This window comes from Bacillus sp. MM2020_4, from assembly GCF_011250555.1.
GTDB lineage: Bacteria > Bacillota > Bacilli > Bacillales > Cytobacillaceae > Neobacillus.
This window is the reverse complement of the sequence record NZ_JAANMZ010000001.1, coordinates 323,768-343,170: the sequence shown is the minus strand read 5'-3', so window position 1 is coordinate 343,170 and position 19,403 is coordinate 323,768. Positions and strand designations below refer to the sequence as shown.

Below are 19,403 nucleotides of genomic sequence, written 5' to 3'. Positions count from 1 at the left end.
TTATGTGATAAAGGGCTTACTTAAACATATGTAGACATTTTTCTTTATATCTTTTCCTTGAGAATAAAAGCTATACTCTTAACTATAATTTGAAAGGCTTGCACAATACAAGTATTACCAATTAAAATGCCAAAAGAACCTTCAGTTTTAGTAACTGAAGGTTCCTTTTTTGACCAGTCCCAGGCGACGATAGACGGATGCCTGGAGCCTTTCTCCTTAACGATTACCCTTGATGTAGTGTGTACCACTTGCTTTTGGAGCATCGGCACGTCCAATGAAGCCAGTTAAGGCTAAGATGGTTAACACATATGGAGCGATTAATAAATATACGTTCGGAATTCCCTTTAAGAAAGGTAAACTGGAACCAATGATACTAATACTTTGGGCAAAACCGAAGAACACGGCAGCACCTAATGCACCAAGTGGGTGCCATTTTCCGAAAATCATAGCCGCTAAGGCCATGAAACCTTGACCACTAATCGTTGAGTGGCTAAAGTTAGAGGTAATAGATTGGGCATAAACTCCACCGCCAATACCCCCTAGTGCTCCAGAGAGGATTACCCCTAAATAGCGCATTTTTGTTACGTTAATTCCCATTGTATCAGCAGCCATCGGGTGTTCTCCGACCGATCGAAGGCGAAGACCAAATGGTGTTTTGAAAACCACGTACCAAACAATGATGGCAACAAAAATAGCTAAGAATGATGTCCAATATGTGTTTTGGAAAAAGATCTTACCAATAATCGGAATATCTTTTAAGATAGGAACATCGATTTTACTAAAGCCTTTACTGATAATACCTGTTTCACCTTTATCATAGATTAACTTAACAAGGAACAAGGTTAAACCTGTTGCAAGTAAGTTAATCGCTACACCCGAAACCGTATGGTCAGCACGGAATGTAATCGCGGCAACTGCATGTAACAGGGAAAAAATAGCACCTGCAACCATTGCCACTAAGATTGAAATCCAAGGTGTTAAACTTCCAAAGGTGGTTACAAAAGTAAGGTTAAACACAATGGCTGTAAATGCACCAATAACCATTAATCCTTCAAGTCCAATGTTTACTACACCGGATCGTTCCGAGAAAATACCGCCTAATGCAGTGAAGACAAGTGGAGCTGCCCATAATAATGTGGAAGGAACGAGTATCATCAAGATGTCCATTAAACTCAACTTACTTCACCTCCTTCTTACTTAGTCGATCAAGTAACACTCTAATAATATAACTTGAGGCAACGAAGAAAACGATTAGTGCTATGATAATATCAACCAGCTCGTTTGGAACCCCAGATTCAAGTGGCATGTTCAAGGCGCCTACTTTTAATACACCGAAAAGAATAGCAGATAAAAATACACCAAAAGCTGTATTGCCGCCTAATAATGCAACCGCGATCCCGTCAAATCCAACCCCGGTAAATCCACCTTTAACAGCAGCATAACCAAATGTTCCTAATCCTTCCATTGAGCCTGCAAGACCTGCAAATGCTCCGGAAATCACCATAGATAGTATGATGTTTTTATTAACGCTCATCCCCGAATAGTGTGCAGCATGCTGGTTAAACCCAACAGCTCTTAATTCAAACCCTCTAGTTGTTCTCTCAAGTAAAAACCACATAATAAAACAACAAATAATAGCAATTACGATCCCCCAATGAAGACGAGAGTAATCTGTTAAGCTTTGTAACCACTCTGAACGTAATGTTGCTGACTCGTGGATCATTTCTGTTTTATCGCCGCTTTTTGATGCTAAAAGGTTTCTTATGATATAGTTCGTAACATGTAGTGCAACATAGTTCATCATAATTGTTACAATAACTTCATGGACGCGAAAACGTGCTTTTAAAAATCCAGGGATAAACCCCCAAAGTGCACCGGCAATCATCGCAGCGAGAATGGCTAGTGGTAAATGAATAGCACGAGGAAGATCAAAAGCAACCCCTACCCATACCGCAGCTAGCCAGCCAACGATAAATTGTCCTTCAACCCCGATATTAAATAAGCCAACACGGAAAGCAAATGCAACCGCTAATCCGGCTAAAATATAGGGAGTAATCTGTCTGACTGCTTCACCAAAAGAATAGATATCACCAAATACCCCATTCCAAAGTGCTGAAAAGGCTGAAACAGGGTCATATCCACTCACTAACATGATAATTGTTCCAACCAAAATTCCTAACAAAACGGCAATAACGGGAGTTAATAAACCCTTTAAGCGTTTAGACATGTGTTCCTTCACCCGCTTCCTTTCTATTCGAACCGGCCATCAGCAATCCAAGTTCCTGCTCCGAGGTTTCTTTTGGATTTACTACAGCAACAATTTTCCCCTCATAAATAACTGCAATCCTATCACTAACGTTCATAATTTCATCTAGCTCAAATGAAACCAACAAGACAGCTTTTCCATGATCACGCTGTTCTATTAGGCGTTTATGAATAAATTCAATGGCTCCAACGTCCAAGCCCCTTGTAGGCTGGGCTGCAATGAGTAAATCGGGATTTCGATCAACTTCACGCCCAATAATTGCTTTTTGCTGATTCCCCCCCGACAAAGCCCGTGCCAAAGTAAATTCGCTTGGTGTTCGAACGTCAAACTCTCCAATTAGTTTCTTAGCCTGTTTATATATTTCTTTAAAATTTAAGATCCCACCGTTTGAAAATGGCTTTTTATAATAGTTTTGTAAAACCATATTTTCTCCAATTGGAAAATTCAACACTAAACCATGTTTATGACGGTCTTGTGGAATATGGCCAACACCGGATTCGGTGATTTTTCTTGGGGAAAGATGGATCAATTCTTTTCCATTGACTTTTACGCTTCCACTTTCTGATTTCCGTAAACCAGTAATGGCTTCAATAAATTCGGATTGTCCATTCCCATCAACCCCGGCAATTCCAACAATCTCTCCAGCTTTTACCGAGAGATTAAGACCATTTACAACAGTAACTCCACGGGAATCTTTCACAACCAAATCTTGGATTTCAAGTACATCCTGCTTAGGTGATGCCTCTATTTTCTCTGTTTTAAAAACAACTTCACGACCAACCATTAAACTTGCAAGCTCGTTGGGATTGGTTTCACTGACATTTACTGTGCCGATGCCTTTACCTTTTCGAATGACCGTACAACGATCGGCAACTTCCATAATTTCTTTTAACTTGTGGGTAATCAGAATAATGGATTTTCCTTCTTTAATAAGTGTTTTCATAATTTGAATAAGTTCTTTAATTTCCTGTGGTGTTAATACAGCTGTCGGTTCATCGAAAATAAGAATTTCAGCACCACGATAAAGTGTTTTTAATATTTCAACCCTTTGCTGCATACCGACAGTTATATCAGAGATTTTTGCCTGCGGGTCTACAGATAGACCGTAGCGTTCAGAAATCTCACGAACCTCTTTTTCTGCCTTTTTAATATCAATGCGGCCACCAGTTGTTATTTCGCGACCTAAAATGATATTTTCTGTAACAGTAAAAGTATCAACTAACATAAAGTGCTGGTGCACCATTCCAATCCCTAAATCATTTGCAATATTTGGGTTTGTAATATTTACTGGCTGGCCTTTTACACGGATTTCCCCTTGTTCTGGCTGATATAAACCAAAGAGGACATTCATTAGTGTCGATTTACCTGCGCCATTTTCTCCGAGTAAAGCATGAATCTCCCCTTTTTTAAGCTGAAGGGTAATGTTATCATTCGCAACGAAACCGCCAAATTCTTTACGAATGTTGAGCATCTCAATAACGTAATCCATTTTTTCTCACTCCCTGTTATAAGATAAAAGGAAATTTTGACCAGAAGTAGTAAGAGGTCAGACCTTTTCAATTTTTTAAAAAATAGGGATAATCCCCCTACTGAAATCTTAAATGAAAAGTAGAATGAAAATTCTACGCTTCAGTTAGGAATTCATTAAGAAGGAATAAGCGGACAAGATACTGTCCACGCTTATTCCTAATCAAACATTATTTTACACTAAAAGTTTTTAATTCATCACGGGTTCCTGGAACTTTTACAGAACCTGATTTAATCTTTTCGATCCATTCTTTTACAGCGGTATCAATCGCATCTTTTTGATCAGCTTTGGCATTGATTGGAGCTAAACCAACTCCATCTTCATGTAAACCGTAAAGGGCAACCTCTCCACCAGGGAAATTACCATCCATTGCTTTCTTAGAAAGGTCTTTAACCGCATTATCAACACGTTTAAGAGCAGATGTAAGAACGATATCTGGACCCATGTTTGCTTGGTCACTATCAACACCGATTGCCCAAATTTCACGTGACGGATCTTTTTTCTTTAAGTCATTCGCTTCTTTGAACAATCCCACACCTGTACCACCAGCAGCGTGGAATACAACATCAGCGCCAGAAGAATACATTTTAGAAGCAATTGATTGACCTAGTTCAGCTTTATCAAAAGCACCAGAATATTGAACATCTACTTTTGCTTCAGGCTTTGCAGCTTTAACACCTGCTAAGAAACCAGTTTCAAAGCGTTCAATAACAGGGATTTCCATTCCACCGATGAAGCCGATGTGATTGGATTTAGTTTGAAGCGCCGCTGCTACACCTGCAAGGAATGCAGCCTCTTGCTCTTTAAAAAGAACACTTGCAACATTCGGTTGTTTAACTTCTGCATCAATAATGGCAAAGTTAGAATCTTTTTGTTGCTTTGCAATTTCTTCCACTGCTGCTTGCATTAAGAAGCCAATTCCGAAAACTAAGTCAAAATCTTCACGAGCTAGTTTATTTAAGTTTGTAGAGTAATCAGCATCTGATTTTGATTGAAGGTAATCAAATCCGCCTTTTCCTTTTGTAAGGTCATTGTCCTTACCAAAAGCTTGAAGACCTTCCCATGCAGATTGGTTAAATGATTTGTCATCAACACCGCCGACATCAGTTACCATTGCTACAGAGAAAGCTTTTTCTTTGTCTCCGCCTTTAGTTGTTTCTTCTTTACTTGTGTCATCACTTTTTCCACAAGCACCTAAAAGTGTCCCAGCAGCAAGAACTAGTGAAAGCGCCATTCCAATTTTACGCTTTTTCATGGTATTGTACCCCCATTTGAATATTGTTTGTTTGATTAAGTAGAAAATAATAAAGCGAGATCTGATTACGTTTTCAGAAGGTAGAAAAAAATTTAAATTCTTTTCCTTAAAACATGAAAACTAAATTTATCCGCTTTAAAGTAGTTTACCGAAAAAAGGACAGGTTCATCCATTTCGTCGAAATGCATTTGTTTTAACACTAACAACGCTGTTTCTGGATCACATTCTAGAATGGGGGAAATTTTTTCATGATAGCCTAGAGGCTCAATTTGAGCAACCGCGTATGTAATTTTACGATTGGCCCCTTCATCTAGAATCTGAAAAATAGATTCTTTCTCATGTGAAAATGTCTCTGGCAAAACGCGTTCTAATACCTTGTCAATACAATAAACAACAGGTTCCCCGTTTGCGGTCCTTACCCTTTCCATCACGAATATTTCCTCACTATCAGAACATGCGAAACGGCGAATATCTTCTTCGGTCGGTTCTAGAGTTGATGAGCTTAAGAAAATCGTACCTGGTTTCATTCCAGCTTGTTTAATCATGTCAGTAACACTATTTAGGTGTTCAATCCCTGACGTAAACATTGGCTTTGCATTAACAAAAGTTCCAACACCGTGGCGCCTAATGATAACGTTTTCTTCCTCAAGAATACGAAGTGCTTCCCGAAGCGTTGCCCTGCTTACACCAAGCTGTTTAGCAAGATCGAATTCAGAAGGTAACTTTTCTTTCTCTTTGTAAATCCCTTCTTCAATATCCTGCTTTAACCGATCGATCACTTGTAAATATAAATGCCGGTTATCTGACTTAATAGACATGCCGTTTCCTCCAGCCTTTTTCCTGAGACATCAGACCTCTGATATCATTCCTACTAATCGAAGTTTATAGTACCATTATTTTTGGGATAAATAAATAGAAATTCTCGATTTTGTCGAAAAAAGGTCGAAAGATGAAAATTGTCATAAAAATGTAGGTGTTTTCATCCAAAAATCTGTTATAATTAAACGCTTTCAACTAATTGATGCGGGAAATTAGTAGGAATTCTTCTTGATACAGGCGTCCACCTCCTATTACTATAGTATCAGATTTCTTGAAAATTAGTATGAAAAAAAGAGCCAAACGGCTCTTTTTTTCAATCAATTATGAACTCTGTTCTTCATTTGGCTTGGTTTGTAATACTGCGCGAGGTTTACTTCCCTCGTATGGGCCAACTACACCGCGTGCTTCCATCTCATCTATCAGACGAGCGGCTCTTGTGTAGCCGATTCGGAAGCGGCGCTGCAGCATTGAAACGGACGCGGTTTGCATATCAATGATTAAATCAACTGCCTCATCATACAAATCGTCATCGACTGCACCAGTTATTTCCGGAATATCATCAGGAATCATCTCTTCTTGGTACTGCGCTTTTTGCTGTGAAATAACATATTCTACTGTATCTTCAACCTCTTGATCGGAAAGGAAAGCGCCTTGAACCCGAACAGGTTTGGATGCTCCCACCGGTAGAAATAACATGTCGCCTCTTCCAAGCAGCTTTTCTGCCCCGCCCATATCCAGAATGGTTCTTGAATCGGTTGCACTTGAAACGGCAAAGGCAATTCTTGACGGAATATTCGCTTTGATCACACCAGTAATAACGTCTACGGATGGCCTTTGTGTTGCAATGATTAGATGGATACCCGCAGCACGAGCCATTTGTGCAAGCCGGGTAATAGAATCCTCGACATCTGATGAGGCAACCATCATTAAGTCAGCTAACTCATCAACAATGACGACAATATATGGTAATAATGGCTGCTTGTCATCTTCTTCAAGATTATGTTTTCTCACATGTTCATTATAACCTTCAATATTACGAGTTCCAGTATGGGAAAACAGTTCATAGCGCCGTTCCATTTCACTTACTACTTTCTTTAAGGCTTGCGAAGCTTTTTTGGGGTCCGTTACAACTGGCGCAAGCAAATGGGGAATACCATTATAAACATTCAATTCAACCATTTTTGGATCAATCATCATTAATTTTACTTCGTGAGGCTTTGCCCTCATTAAAACACTTGTAATTATGCCGTTTATACAAACACTTTTCCCGCTACCTGTTGCTCCTGCTACAAGTAAATGGGGCATTTTGTTGAGTTCTGCCAGTACAGCTTCACCGGTAATATCCCGGCCTAGTCCAATTAAAAGTTTAGCATCCGGTTTATCATTTTGCGTAGCTTCTAATACCTCTCGTAATGAAACCATCGCAACATCAGAATTTGGTACCTCGATGCCTATCGCAGATTTTCCGGGGATAGGGGCTTCAATCCGTATCCCTTTTGCTGCAAGGGCTAATGCAATATCATCACTTAAGCTGACAATTTTGCTAACCTTTACACCGACATCTGGATGTACCTCATATTTCGTGACAGCTGGTCCTAAATGCACCTGTGTGACACGTGCTTTAACGCCAAAGCTTTGAAATGTCCTTTCAAGCTTTGCCGCATTTGCGTGGATGAGCTCATATTCACCACTTTGGTCTGTTTTCTTGGGAGCCTTTAGCAGTCTAAGTGGTGGTAATTCATAGGCAGCATTTTCTACTTCTGTAAATCTGATTGGTGGAGTATGATCGTCTTCGCTATCTTGCGGCTTCCCTTTTTTTTCTTTGATTTGTTCTTTGGGCATTTTATCTTTTGGTGCTTCTTGCACATAAGCCCGATCAGCGAAACTTGAAATGATAGGTTCAGGAATTCTCGTTTCCTCCGGTTCTGGCTGCTGTCTGATTGTGACGGGATCTATCTCGTTTTGGCGATTTTCCCTAATTTGTTGCCTTTGCGATTTTTTTTCATTTTTTCGTTCTTCTTGTTTTTGCTTCCATGCAGCCATATCAGTTTTAAAGGCGTCCCATTGATTTTTTGAAAAATCAAATAGGGTAATCACGATTTTCCCGACAAAATCACCAAATGATTTTCCAGTAAGTAATATAATACCGATTAAAACAAAAATAAAAGCAATAATTTTTGTACCTGTTTCTGCAAATAAGTAATGAAAGAGAGCAAACAAGATCGCACCGAGAATCCCCCCGCCTAGATCATGCGTTGTAGTCGTTTCTCCCCTTACTTCCATTAAAAATAATTCCCATGTATTCCCAATTACACTAGGATCTTTAAATTTCCCATTATTAGTCAGCAAGTGGAAAAGGGTTACATGGCTTAGTAGCAGTATAGCCGATACAATAAAATAGCCGCCAACCAATTTGATATGGAAGAAATATGGAAGAGCTCTTTTCCACATCAAATATATGCTTAGTACCACTAATCCAAGTAAACTTAGCATATACCATTCTCCCATCCAAAAACGGAAGAAGAGTACGGTTGCTTTGCCAACCGCTCCAAGCTTCGCAATCGAAATAATCGTTAATGCCAAAAGGCATAGTGCTGATAATTCATATTGAACAGTCCGTTTTAAATGGTTATCTCTCTTTTTTGGTTTTCTTCTCTTTTTTTTTGCCATCTAATCACCTTGTATCGTTCAGTTTGGTCTATTATTCCTATCATATAATCCTTAAATCATTTGGATAAAAGGAAAGCAGCCCCGATGGCTGCTCTAGTCTTGCATTGATAATTATACCATAATCTACTAGTGTCATGCGGATAATCCTTAAAGGTCACCGAAAGAAATTTTTGCACCAGGGTATATCTGATCATTCATAAAATGTTGCGGGTCACTGCTTAGGATGCGTAAAACCTGAAAATTTTGTGGATCAGCACATTCTACTAAAAGTGGAATCCCCTGATAGGTCATCGTTTGTTGTTTGCTTGTAGTCTCTGCTTCATATGGAAACACAAGTTCATTTGGCATCATCGTATATAATATCATTGAATCAGCCCCTCATTATTTTCTTTTTGGAGATCAATCATTTCATTTAACTTTTTCATCGCAGGGCCCAATCCCCCTACCTCATCAATTAACCCGGATTTTACGGCATCAATTCCGATAACGTTGGTCCCGATATCCCTCGTTAAATTCCCCTTCGCAAACATTAAATCCTTGAATGTTTCTTCCGTTATCTTGGAATGTTTGGTGACAAAATTAACAACTCGCTCTTGCATTTTATCCAAATATTCAAAAGTTGCTGGTACTCCAATAACTAGTCCTGTCAAGCGAATCGGATGGATTGTCATTGTTGCAGTCTCCGCTATAAAGGAATAGTCACAGGAAACAGCAATCGGAACCCCAATGGAATGGCCACCGCCAAGTACAATTGAAACGGTTGGTTTTGAAATAGATGCAATCATTTCAGAAATAGCAAGTCCCGCCTCCACATCCCCGCCAACGGTATTTAAAACAATTAGAACCCCTTCAATTTTTGGGTTTTGTTCAATTGCCACAAGCTGTGGAAGTAAGTGTTCATATTTTGTTGTTTTATTTTGCGGCGGAAGAGCCATATGTCCTTCTATCTGGCCAATTATCGTTAAACAATGAATTCTAGAGTCTGCTGAAAGCTGCGGCACATTGGTTTGTCCAAGCTGTTGTATTTTCTCTATCAATCCTGAAGAAGACTTTTCTTCTTTTTGAGGCTCTTGTCCTTCTTGGTTTTCCGTATTTTTCTGTATATCATTATTCATCCTAATACTCCCTTTCAAGCATGATATATGTTAGTGTTTACCTTTACTATAATTTCATGCCATCAGGATGCAAAAAGGTACAGGGAGAAAAATCCCGGTACCTTTCATTTCTTTACATTTATACTTCCATAATAATTGGAAGAATCATTGGTCTTCTTTTTGTCTTTTCATATAATGATCGATTTAATTCATCTCTTATTTCCTGTTTCAGGCTTGCCCATTCAAATGAACCTTTTGCCGTATTTCTCTCCACGATTTCCCTTACTAATTTCGTAGAATCATCCATTAATTTTTCTGATTCCCGAACGTAAACAAATCCTCTTGAGATGATTTCTGGCCCAGCTGCTATTTTCTTTTCTTGTTTCGTTAAGGTAACTACCACAATTAAAATTCCATCTTGTGATAAGAGCTTCCTGTCTCGTAATACAATATTTCCAACATCCCCCACGCCAATACCATCAATAAGGACATTTCCTGATGGAACCTTTCCAGTAATGGATAATGTTCCTTCCTTCCATTCCAAGACATCACCACGGTCAGGAAGGAATATTTGCTCATCGGAAAGGCCGGATTCAAGGGCTACTTTTCGATGTGCCTTCAGCATCCGATATTCACCATGAACCGGTATGAAAAATTTCGGTTTCATCAAATTTATCATAAACTTTAGTTCTTCCTGACTTCCATGGCTGGATACATGAATCGTTCTTTTCCCGGAAATGACATTGGCCCCTGCCCTAAACAGCATGTCGATTGTTTTGAAAATAAATACTTCACTTCCCCTTAATGGTGAAGCAGCAATTAAAACCGTATCCCCTTTCTGGATATTTAAAAGTTTGTGTGTTTGCTTAGCCATTTTCTGCAGAGCCTCAATTGGTTCTCCCTGACTACCCGTCATTAATACAACGATTTCACGGTCTTGATATTCTTTTATCTCACTTACAGGAATAATGGCATCATCCGCTACTTCTAAATACCCTAAATCCAGGGCAATGTGATAAATTCTTTCAAGGCTTTTGCCTACGACTGCGACTTTTCGGCCATTTTCTTTTGCCGCATCAAAAATATGCTGAATTCGGTTAATATCGGATGCAAAACAGGCAGCAATAATTCGTCCTGGTGCATTATAAAAGGCATTGGACATTTCGCGTTCAACAATGGCTTCAGATGTGGTGTATCCTGGTCTTTCAGCTTCGGTACTGTCAGAAAGTAAACATAATACACCATGATCCCCGATTGCAGCCATTTTCCCAATTTCAGGTTTGTAAAGTTTCGTTGCAGCCTGATCAAATTTAAAATCACCGGTATAAACAATAATTCCCTCAGAAGTATGAATACACACACCGACAGAATCAGGGATGCTGTGATTAGTTTTGAAAAAGCTAACATTTACAGCATCTAATTCCACAATTGTATCCGAAGTAACCTCAATTAAATTTGCGGTAGTGCCAAATTCTTGCTCCTTAATCTTCGCCTTTGCAAGAGCAAGCGTTAATTTCGTTCCATAAACAGGTACATTAACATGACGAAGCACATAGGAAAGCGCACCAATATGATCTTCATGACCATGTGTTAAAAAAATAGCCTTTACCCGTTCTTTATTGTCTTTTAAATAGGTTAGGTCAGGGATGACCATATCGATACCCAGCATTTCTTCCTCGGGGAACATGATGCCGGCATCAATGATAAATATGTCCTTGTCCACTTCAACAAGATACATATTCTTTCCGATTTCTCCAATACCACCAAGTGTTATAAACTTAATGGAAGTATTCATTTTCTTTATCAATTTCTGTTTCCTCCTACAAGCTGTTTAGCCGATCGAGACCAGTTAAAATCATTATACTTGAAAATTGAAAACCTTTACAACCAATAATTGAAGAAAAAAAGAGCCTTCCGATCTCTATATCGGTTGGCTCTAGGTCATATTACTTATTTTTTAATAAAGAAATCAATATTGATCGTTCTTGTTCAGTTAAACCAACTAGCGGCAATCTGACAGAACCGACGTCCAATCCCGTTACCTGCAATGCCGTTTTAACTGGCGCGGGACTTGGAGCAGCGAAAAGCCCCTGCATAATCGGCAGCAAATGCTGATGGATTGTGGCAGCCTTACTATTTTCTCCCTCAAAAAAGGCTTTGACCATTTCTTGCATTTCATTCCCAATCACATGTGAGGCAACAGAGACTACACCAGCCCCGCCAATGGCAAGAACCGGGATTGTTAAGGCATCATCCCCGCTATATAGAACAAAATCCTCAGCAGTGTTAGCAATGATGTGTGTCATGGCATTTAAATCCCCACTCGCTTCCTTTACAGCCACAATGTTAGGGACATGTGACAGGCGGATAATCGTCTCGGGAAGAATATTAACAACCGACCTGCCGGGTATGTTATACACCATGACCGGAAGGGTTGTTGCATCCGCCACTGCTTTGAAATGCTGATATAAGCCTTCTTGATTTGGTTTATTATAGTATGGTGCAACAACCATTATGGCATCTACACCAAGCTGCTCTGCTTTTTTAGTCAATTCAATAGATGCATAAGTATTATTACTTCCAGTACCTGCAATGACGGGAACACGCTTTTTAACCGCTTTTACAACATGAGCAAATAAGGCCAACTTTTCTTCTTTTGATAGGGTTGGTGATTCACCTGTCGTTCCCGCAATCACCAGGGAATCTGTTCCATTTTCTATCAGATAATTCACTAATTGAGTGGTTTTAGCAAAGTCAATATGTCCTTTGTTATCAAAAGGGGTAACCATTGCCGTGGAAACTCGCCCGAAATGAACCATTTTCCTACTCCTTTCCGTACAAAACCAATATGGCGCTCAAAGCAACCATCCACCTTGAAAATTAATTCATACAACAGAATTCTATTTACAAGTCTGCAAGATTAAATTCAATTGATTCATCTTCCAATTGAAAGGCATCATGCAAGGCATTCACAGATTTAACTAAGTCATCCTGCTTAACTAAAACCCAAATCGTTGTATGACTGTCTGCCGATTGTAAAATACGGATTCCATGATCCGATAAGGCTGTAACGATTTTGGAGGTAACTCCCGGAACACCTGCAATACCTGCTCCAACAACGGATACCTTTGCACAATGACGCTCAACGACAGGCTCATGACCCAAATCATTTAAAACTTTTATAGCCTGATCCGCCATTTCCTCTGTTACCGTATAGACTACCCCATTTGGCGAAATGTTGATAAAATCAACACTAATTTTATCATTTGCCATCGCTTTAAAAACTTCTGCCTGCAAATTGTATTGATCTTTTTTAGCAAAAACCTTTATTTGAGTGACGTTTGATACGTGTGCAATCCCTGTGACCGTTTGTTCTTTAATGTCACTTCCACGCTGCTCTTTATTTAGTGTTGTAACCAATGTTCCAAGATTGTCTGAATATGTGGAGCGAATGCGAATCGGCACTTTTGCCTGCATGGCAATTTCCACCGCTCTCGGATGGATAACCTTTGCCCCCTGATACGCCATATTACAAACCTCTGTATAGGTAACAATTGGGAGTGGCCGTGCATTTTCAGCAATACGCGGGTCTGCTGTCATGATTCCTTCTACATCTGTAAAGATATCAATCCACTCGGCATTAAGTGCCGCACCTAAAGCTGCAGCAGAGGTATCACTTCCACCGCGGCCAATAGTGGTAATATCGCCATTTTTCGCGGCACCTTGAAATCCAGCAACTACTACGACATCGTAATGTTCAAGCTCCCTTAAGAGCCGCTCACATTTCATTTCATTGATTTTTGCATTTGTGTGGTCATTGTTGGTACGGAAGCCTGCCTGGGCTCCGGTTAACGCAATTGCATTGATTCCACTTTCCAATAACATATTCGAAAAAACCACACTCGAAATAACCTCTCCGCAAGACAACAATAAATCATGTTCCCGTTTTGAGATTTTGCTCTGGATCCCCCCAATTAACGATAAAAGTGTATCGGTTGCATAGGGGTCACCCTTTCTCCCCATAGCTGAAACAACTACAACTACCTTGTAGCCGTCAGCTAATGCCTTTTCGATATGACCTTGAGCGTGTTTCCTACTTTGCTCATCTTTGACAGAGGTTCCGCCAAATTTTTGGACAATAATTTTCATGGTGTCACCAAAACCTGCCTTTTTATTTTACTAATCCAAGTTTTACTAAACTTTCAGCAATTTGAACGGAGTTCCAGGCAGCGCCTTTTAGGAGGTTGTCAGAAACAACCCACATATGGAAGCCTCGATCTTCATCGATATCTTTTCTAATCCGTCCGACAAAGACATCATTTTTCCCAACACAATTTGCCGGCATTGGATAGACCTGATTTTCCGGGTCATCTTGAAGGACTACACCAGGTGCATCCTTCAATAACGCTTTAATATCATTTGCGCTAACTTCGTCAGATTCAATTTCGAAATAGACGGATTCAGAATGACCTACCGCAACAGGAAGACGAACGCAAGTTGCAGATACTTGTAACTCCGGTAAATGCATAATTTTTTTCGTTTCATTAATCATTTTCATTTCTTCAAATGTATAGCCATTATCTTGGAATTTATCAATTTGCGGAATGGCATTAAAGGCAATTTGATAATGGTTTGAATCAGATTTTACAGGTAAAATCTTGGGTTCATACCCTTCATCGTTTATGATTGCTTTAGTTTGGTTCATTAATTCCTCAACCGCAGCAGCGCCTGCTCCAGAAACCGCTTGATAAGTGGAGACTATCACCTTTTTTAAACCGAATTTTTGACGGATTGGCTCAAGTGCAACCACCATTTGGATGGTTGAACAATTGGGATTTGCAATGATTCCGTTATGTTGATGCAAGTCCGTTTCGTTCACTTCAGGAACAACAAGTGGTGTATCTGCATCCATTCTAAACGCACTAGTGTTGTCCACGACGATAGCTCCACGTTTAACTGCCTCAGGACCTAAATCCTTCGAGACACTGCCGCCAGCGCTGAATAAAGCAATATCTACACCCTCAAAACTTTCCGGTTTTGCTTCTTGAATGGTGATTTCCTGTCCATTAACATTAACCTTGTTACCCGCTGACCTTGCAGAGGATAAAAGAGTAAGCTTTTTGATTGGAAAATTTTCGTTCATTAGTGTTTGAATCATTTGTTGCCCAACTGCTCCTGTTGCCCCAACAACAGCAACGTGATATCCATTTTGCTGATTCATTTCTAGTTCCCCTTTTCCACTATATAGTACTGGTCATTTCTATGATAAATATCCTATCAGAAGGGGGTTCCCCCCCTCCCGATGGAAGATTAATTTATTTTACCATATTCTTTTAAAGAAATAACCTTTTTTGACGTACAAGGGGGAAATTAGTCAGAATCTTTGTATCTTTCTACAAGTACAGGTTGGAGCTGTCTCCCTTCAAGTGCTGCTTCTACTGTTTCAGATAACAAGGTCATTCTCGCAACCATTGAATTTGGTTTTTTCACAGGGTCATCTTGCCCATAAGGGATAAAATAGATATTTTTTGTTGCCATTAACCTCATTAAGTTTACACCATTTAAGCCAAGGGCATCATTCGTTGAAATCCCTAGGACAACAGGCTTTAAATTCCTTAATGTTGCTTTAGCAGCCATCAATACCGGGCTATCATTCATAGCATTAGCAAATTTACTCATTGAAACCCCTGTTAAGGGAGCAACCACCATACAATCAAGAGGGATTTTCGGTCCTAATGGCTCTGCTTTCACAATCGAATCAATCACCTTATGACCTGTTAAATCTTCTATTCTTTGAATCCAATCTTCCCCTTTTCCAAAACGCGTTTCTGTATTTTTTACTGTAAAAGTCACAACTGGCAATACTTCTGCCCCGGCCTGAACTAATTTTTCAATTTCCGGAAAAACTGCATCATACGTGCAATGTGAGCCGGTAAGACCAAAGCCAATTCTTTTACCATTTAAACTCATTTCACTTTCCCCTTTCGCTTTCTGAACTCATCTTGAAGCAGTTGAGCTAAAACATTGGCCAGTATTTGCCCAGCCGTTTTAGGGGCAACTATCCCTGGTAGCCCTGGTGCGAGCAACGCTTTAATTCCTCTCTTCTCGGCATATCGAAAATCAGTTCCTCCAGGCTTTGACGCAAGATCAATAATGAGCGTATGCGATGGCAATTTCGAAATCACCATGGCGGTAACAATTAAATGTGGTGCTGTATTGATTAAAATATCGGTATCCTTCACTTCATTGACCAAATTAGATAAATGAAATGGAATTAACCCCATCTCGGTAATTCGTGCCAAATGTTCACTTTTTCTAGCTCCAACCTTAACCTTGGCTCCAAGTGCAGCGAAAGTTCTTGCTACACTCATCCCAACTCTTCCTAATCCCAGTACTGCAATATTTGAGCCGTGGATTGTAAAATCGGTATGCTGTATGGCCATCATAATGGTTCCTTCGACAGTTGGAATTGAATTATAAATCGCCACATCATCTCGTTCGAACAATTGAATGAGTGTTCGTTTCGCACCCTTTGTTATTCCATTTAAAAAGGAATTACTAATTCCTGAATAAATAGCACAATGTTCAGGTGTTTTACTCAACATTTCTTCTGTTAAAACAACCTTTTCATTCGAAAAGATGGTTTCTACCTGTCCTTCTAAATTCGTACCAGGCACCGGTAAAATGAGGGCATCCATATTTATAAAATCAACTTCATCCAACTTTTCCTTGACCGCTCCAGTAAAAGCATGATCAAGTTGTTCAAAACCAATTAGCGATAATTTCGCATCCAATTCGGTTAGCTTGCGGATGATTTCCAGCTGTCTGGCATCCCCGCCAATCACGGCTATCTGCATCCCTGTCAGCATGAACACATTCACCTTCTTTTTTTTAAAAGTCCACTAATAATTCCTTTTCTTCATATCACTTCAACATCTTATGTAAGTTTGCTTCATTCGGTGAGTTTTTCAGCCCGTGAAATGAAAAAAGCCCAAGCAAATGTTATTTTGCCTAGGCTTTTGTCACTTATCTATTAATCTTCATCTGGTATATCAATGATAATCATATCCGTTCCGATTTTTTTAATATGCTGCCATGGCACCCTAATTTCCTCCCCTTGTTTTCGAAAGCCAAACCATTTTAATGAAGGAATCAGTAACGCCTGTATTTGTCCGGTTCCCTCATTTATTTCCAAATCAGTTTGACCTAAGACCCCAAGACGTTCTGCCTTTTTAACATCTACAATTTCTTTACCACTTAATTCACTTAACCTCACAGCCATATAACCCCCTTTGTTTCCCTTTTCTACTAGTTTATAGGGGGGCGTCCCATTTTAGACTAAAGAAAAGAGGCATTCACGTATGGAATACCTCTTTAAAATTTATAATAATTTATTAGGGAATTCGCCGTCAGGGCTAATTAATGTCACGGAATATTGATCTGTAAAAACAGCTCTTGCCATTTCGTCAACGCCTTTTTTAGATACGGCATCAATTTGTTCAATAATTTCGTCAAGTGAACGATGACGTTTTAATAAAAGTTCATTTTTACCATTCCGACTCATCCGGCTATTCGTACTTTCCAAACTTAACATAAGACTTCCTTTTAGCTGCTCTTTACTATTTGTTATTTCTTTTTCAGTAATGCCATTTTGCTTCAATTTCTCAAGTGTTTCTTGGATTGTTTCAAATAAAACATCCAACTGCTTTGCACCTGTTCCGCCGTAGACAGTTACAATCCCACTATCCTGATAGGCCGAATGGTAAGAAAATACGGAATAAGCTAATCCGCGTTGCTCGCGGACTTCTTGAAACAGTCTTGAGCTCATGCTGCCACCCAATATATTGTTTAAGGTGATTAAACTGTATATATCCTCATGCCCAACCTTTAACCCCTCAAATCCAATACATAAATGGGCCTGTTCTGTTTCCTTTTTCCTTGAAATCCGATTGGAATGAAAGGTAGGAATGTTTTCGGGTATTTCTTTTGACCCGCCCTGATAGGATCCGAAATACTGTTCAACCTCTTGAATAAAACTTTCCGAAACGTTACCTGCAATCGAAATAACGACATTTTCAGGCGTATATCGTTCAGTAATATACTCTCTAAGTGTTTCACCTGTAAACGTATTTAATGTTTCTTCCGTCCCAAGTATGGGGTACCCAAGCGGGTGGTCTTCGTACACTGCCCTTGTTAATAAATCGTGAACAATGTCATCAGGTGTATCTTCATACATTTTTATTTCTTCTAAAACGACATTTCTTTCTTTATTCAGTTCTTCCTCTACAAAAGTTGAATTAAAAAACATATCAGCTAACACATCTAGTGCAAGTTTAGAATGCGTATCAAGAACTTTTGCATAATAGCATGTATATTCCTTAGAGGTAAAAGCGTTTACTTGACCGCCAATGCTATCAAATGCTTCCGCAATTTCCTTGGCTGATCGTGTCGTAGTTCCTTTAAAAAACATATGTTCAAGGAAATGGGAAATCCCATTTGTTTGTGGGTTCTCATTTCTAGAACCTGTTCCAATCCAAACGCCGATGGCAACAGATCGTACTGTTGGGATATTCTCTAATACAATTCTTACTCCATTTTGGCAAGTATACTTATTAATCATTGACTTCCTCCTGTCTCTATACAACAGATGCTACTACTCCAATTATTAATTATACTTTCTATAAAGTATTTTCTCCAATTTCAGTTATATTTTTCCTAAATTATTTCATAATTCGTTCCTCACTCATTAAGTCAGTAACTGTCCCTATTTGTAAATTCTTTTGCTCAATTAAGGTAATTAACTGATTGAGCGATTTGGCGGTTGATTCGGTTGGGTGCATAAGAACCATTGAACCCTTATCAATCTTAGACATCACCCGATTTATCAGAACTTCCGGCGCCGGTTTTCGCCAATCGACCGTATCGACAGTCCACATAACCGTTTTCAGGTTTAGGTCGGCAGCAACTTTAATGGTTTCATCCCGATAGCTGCCACTTGGCGGGGCGAACCAAACACATTTTTCACCTGTTGCTGCTTCAATAATTTCGTTCGTCCTTATCATTTGTTCCCGCGCCTTCTCTGCCGTTAATTGCTTCATATCGGGATGACTATAGGAATGATTTCCTACCTCATGCCCTGCTGATACAATCATTTTTGCAAGATCTGGATTTTTTTTAACCCAATTGCCTTCAAGGAAAAAACTCGCTGAAACATTATGTTTTTTTAAGGTTGCAAGAATTTCTGATAAATATTCATTTCCCCATGCAACGTTAATAATAAAGGAAACCATTGGTTTTTCCGGATGACCTTTATATATCGGTGAAGGTGGCAAGTCTTTAAGATGAACTTTTGGTTTTGTCTGCGCAAAAACAAGTTTCTTTTCATTAAAAACTTGCCCTTTCTTCATATTTTTATATGATGCTGAGACATCAACTTTAAGACCATTATAACCGGGGATCGCCTTCCAGACTGAATCAATTTTTGCATCGGAAGGAGGGATTTCATATGTAGGAGCATTTTTTAAGATACTTTGATATAGAGGATCGGACTGTTTCACTGCTGGAAGTGCTGAAACTTTTAAAGCAGCTACATATTTATTCACGATAGGATTGTTTACTGCCACCCAAGCAGCCAGGCAAATGACAAATATAATCATGACTTTTTTCATTTATTTTTCCCCCTTCCTTACAGATTATGTATAGAAGGGACAAGGTAGAACATAGAAAAGCGGACGCACCCTGGTCAGCAGTCCTTAGTGCTGAAGCAGGATA

The 19,403-nt window shown here is 39.4% G+C and carries 17 protein-coding genes; all 17 read right to left on the bottom strand.

Annotation, left to right across the window (positions count from 1 at the left end):
• Nucleotides 1-216 precede the first annotated feature (216 nt).
• Nucleotides 217-1,176, bottom strand: coding sequence for an ABC transporter permease (locus G6554_RS01710; RefSeq protein ID WP_166238084.1), 960 nt, complete (start codon nt 1,174-1,176; stop codon nt 217-219).
• Between the two features lies 1 nt (nt 1,177).
• Nucleotides 1,178-2,227, bottom strand: coding sequence for an ABC transporter permease (locus G6554_RS01705; RefSeq protein ID WP_166238082.1), 1,050 nt, complete (start codon nt 2,225-2,227; stop codon nt 1,178-1,180).
• Entirely contained in the window at nt 2,220-3,755 is a 1,536-nt protein-coding gene (locus G6554_RS01700; RefSeq protein ID WP_166238080.1) for an ABC transporter ATP-binding protein, read from the bottom strand. The genes G6554_RS01705 and G6554_RS01700 overlap by 8 nt, the downstream gene beginning before the upstream one ends.
• Before the next feature lie 208 nt (nt 3,756-3,963).
• Nucleotides 3,964-5,049, bottom strand: a complete 1,086-nt coding sequence (locus tag G6554_RS01695; protein ID WP_166238078.1) for a BMP family lipoprotein — start codon at nt 5,047-5,049, stop codon at nt 3,964-3,966.
• Between the two features lie 92 nt (nt 5,050-5,141).
• Entirely contained in the window at nt 5,142-5,867 is a 726-nt protein-coding gene (locus G6554_RS01690; RefSeq protein ID WP_166238076.1) for a GntR family transcriptional regulator, read from the bottom strand.
• Between the two features lie 322 nt (nt 5,868-6,189).
• Nucleotides 6,190-8,538: an FtsK/SpoIIIE family DNA translocase gene (locus G6554_RS01685; protein ID WP_166238074.1), complete on the bottom strand. Its 2,349-nt coding sequence runs from the start codon at nt 8,536-8,538 to the stop codon at nt 6,190-6,192.
• Between the two features lie 147 nt (nt 8,539-8,685).
• Nucleotides 8,686-8,904: a YlzJ-like family protein gene (locus tag G6554_RS01680; RefSeq protein WP_166238072.1), complete on the bottom strand. Its 219-nt coding sequence runs from the start codon at nt 8,902-8,904 to the stop codon at nt 8,686-8,688.
• Nucleotides 8,901-9,653, bottom strand: coding sequence for a ClpP family protease (locus G6554_RS01675; RefSeq protein WP_166238070.1), 753 nt, complete (start codon nt 9,651-9,653; stop codon nt 8,901-8,903). Before G6554_RS01675 ends, G6554_RS01680 begins: the two co-directional genes overlap by 4 nt.
• Before the next feature lie 118 nt (nt 9,654-9,771).
• Entirely contained in the window at nt 9,772-11,427 is a 1,656-nt protein-coding gene (locus tag G6554_RS01670; RefSeq protein ID WP_207627490.1) for a ribonuclease J, read from the bottom strand.
• A 151-nt stretch (nt 11,428-11,578) separates the two neighbouring features.
• Nucleotides 11,579-12,451 (bottom strand): 4-hydroxy-tetrahydrodipicolinate synthase, encoded by an 873-nt coding sequence (dapA, locus tag G6554_RS01665; protein WP_166238066.1) that lies wholly within the window; start codon nt 12,449-12,451, stop codon nt 11,579-11,581.
• Nucleotides 12,452-12,536: 85 nt separating this feature from the next.
• A complete protein-coding gene (gene dapG, locus G6554_RS01660; RefSeq protein ID WP_166238064.1) occupies nt 12,537-13,781 on the bottom strand; it encodes an aspartate kinase in 1,245 nt (414 codons plus the stop codon).
• 22 nt (nt 13,782-13,803) lie between these two features.
• A complete protein-coding gene (asd, locus tag G6554_RS01655; protein WP_166238062.1) occupies nt 13,804-14,853 on the bottom strand; it encodes an aspartate-semialdehyde dehydrogenase in 1,050 nt (349 codons plus the stop codon).
• 149 nt (nt 14,854-15,002) lie between these two features.
• Entirely contained in the window at nt 15,003-15,602 is a 600-nt protein-coding gene (gene dpaB / locus G6554_RS01650) for a dipicolinate synthase subunit B (protein ID WP_166238059.1), read from the bottom strand.
• A complete protein-coding gene (dpaA, locus tag G6554_RS01645; RefSeq protein ID WP_166238057.1) occupies nt 15,599-16,501 on the bottom strand; it encodes a dipicolinic acid synthetase subunit A in 903 nt (300 codons plus the stop codon). The genes dpaB and dpaA overlap by 4 nt, the downstream gene beginning before the upstream one ends.
• Before the next feature lie 164 nt (nt 16,502-16,665).
• Nucleotides 16,666-16,908: a YlmC/YmxH family sporulation protein gene (locus G6554_RS01640; protein WP_166238146.1), complete on the bottom strand. Its 243-nt coding sequence runs from the start codon at nt 16,906-16,908 to the stop codon at nt 16,666-16,668.
• 105 nt (nt 16,909-17,013) lie between these two features.
• Complete coding sequence (locus G6554_RS01635; RefSeq protein ID WP_166238055.1) at nt 17,014-18,252, bottom strand: M16 family metallopeptidase; 1,239 nt, start codon at nt 18,250-18,252, stop codon at nt 17,014-17,016.
• A gap of 100 nt (nt 18,253-18,352) precedes the next feature.
• Entirely contained in the window at nt 18,353-19,300 is a 948-nt protein-coding gene (locus G6554_RS01630) for a polysaccharide deacetylase family protein (RefSeq protein ID WP_166238053.1), read from the bottom strand.
• Nucleotides 19,301-19,403 lie beyond the last annotated feature (103 nt).

What these genes read in the sequence shown, in the direction of transcription:
- asd (WP_166238062.1), bottom strand. Translation starts at nt 14,853, where the DNA reads ATGAATCAGCAAAATGGATATCACGTTGCTGTTGTTGGGGCAACAGGA.
- dpaB (WP_166238059.1), bottom strand. Translation starts at nt 15,602, where the DNA reads ATGAGTTTAAATGGTAAAAGAATTGGCTTTGGTCTTACCGGCTCACAT.
- G6554_RS01695 (WP_166238078.1), bottom strand. Translation starts at nt 5,049, where the DNA reads ATGAAAAAGCGTAAAATTGGAATGGCGCTTTCACTAGTTCTTGCTGCT.
- G6554_RS01680 (WP_166238072.1), bottom strand. Translation starts at nt 8,904, where the DNA reads ATGATATTATATACGATGATGCCAAATGAACTTGTGTTTCCATATGAA.
- dapG (WP_166238064.1), bottom strand. Translation starts at nt 13,781, where the DNA reads ATGAAAATTATTGTCCAAAAATTTGGCGGAACCTCTGTCAAAGATGAG.
- G6554_RS01705 (WP_166238082.1), bottom strand. Translation starts at nt 2,227, where the DNA reads ATGTCTAAACGCTTAAAGGGTTTATTAACTCCCGTTATTGCCGTTTTG.
- dpaA (WP_166238057.1), bottom strand. Translation starts at nt 16,501, where the DNA reads ATGCTGACAGGGATGCAGATAGCCGTGATTGGCGGGGATGCCAGACAG.
- G6554_RS01685 (WP_166238074.1), bottom strand. Translation starts at nt 8,538, where the DNA reads ATGGCAAAAAAAAAGAGAAGAAAACCAAAAAAGAGAGATAACCATTTA.
- dapA (WP_166238066.1), bottom strand. Translation starts at nt 12,451, where the DNA reads ATGGTTCATTTCGGGCGAGTTTCCACGGCAATGGTTACCCCTTTTGAT.
- G6554_RS01635 (WP_166238055.1), bottom strand. Translation starts at nt 18,252, where the DNA reads ATGATTAATAAGTATACTTGCCAAAATGGAGTAAGAATTGTATTAGAG.
- G6554_RS01690 (WP_166238076.1), bottom strand. Translation starts at nt 5,867, where the DNA reads ATGTCTATTAAGTCAGATAACCGGCATTTATATTTACAAGTGATCGAT.
- G6554_RS01670 (WP_207627490.1), bottom strand. Translation starts at nt 11,427, where the DNA reads ATGAATACTTCCATTAAGTTTATAACACTTGGTGGTATTGGAGAAATC.
- G6554_RS01675 (WP_166238070.1), bottom strand. Translation starts at nt 9,653, where the DNA reads ATGAATAATGATATACAGAAAAATACGGAAAACCAAGAAGGACAAGAG.
- G6554_RS01700 (WP_166238080.1), bottom strand. Translation starts at nt 3,755, where the DNA reads ATGGATTACGTTATTGAGATGCTCAACATTCGTAAAGAATTTGGCGGT.
- G6554_RS01630 (WP_166238053.1), bottom strand. Translation starts at nt 19,300, where the DNA reads ATGAAAAAAGTCATGATTATATTTGTCATTTGCCTGGCTGCTTGGGTG.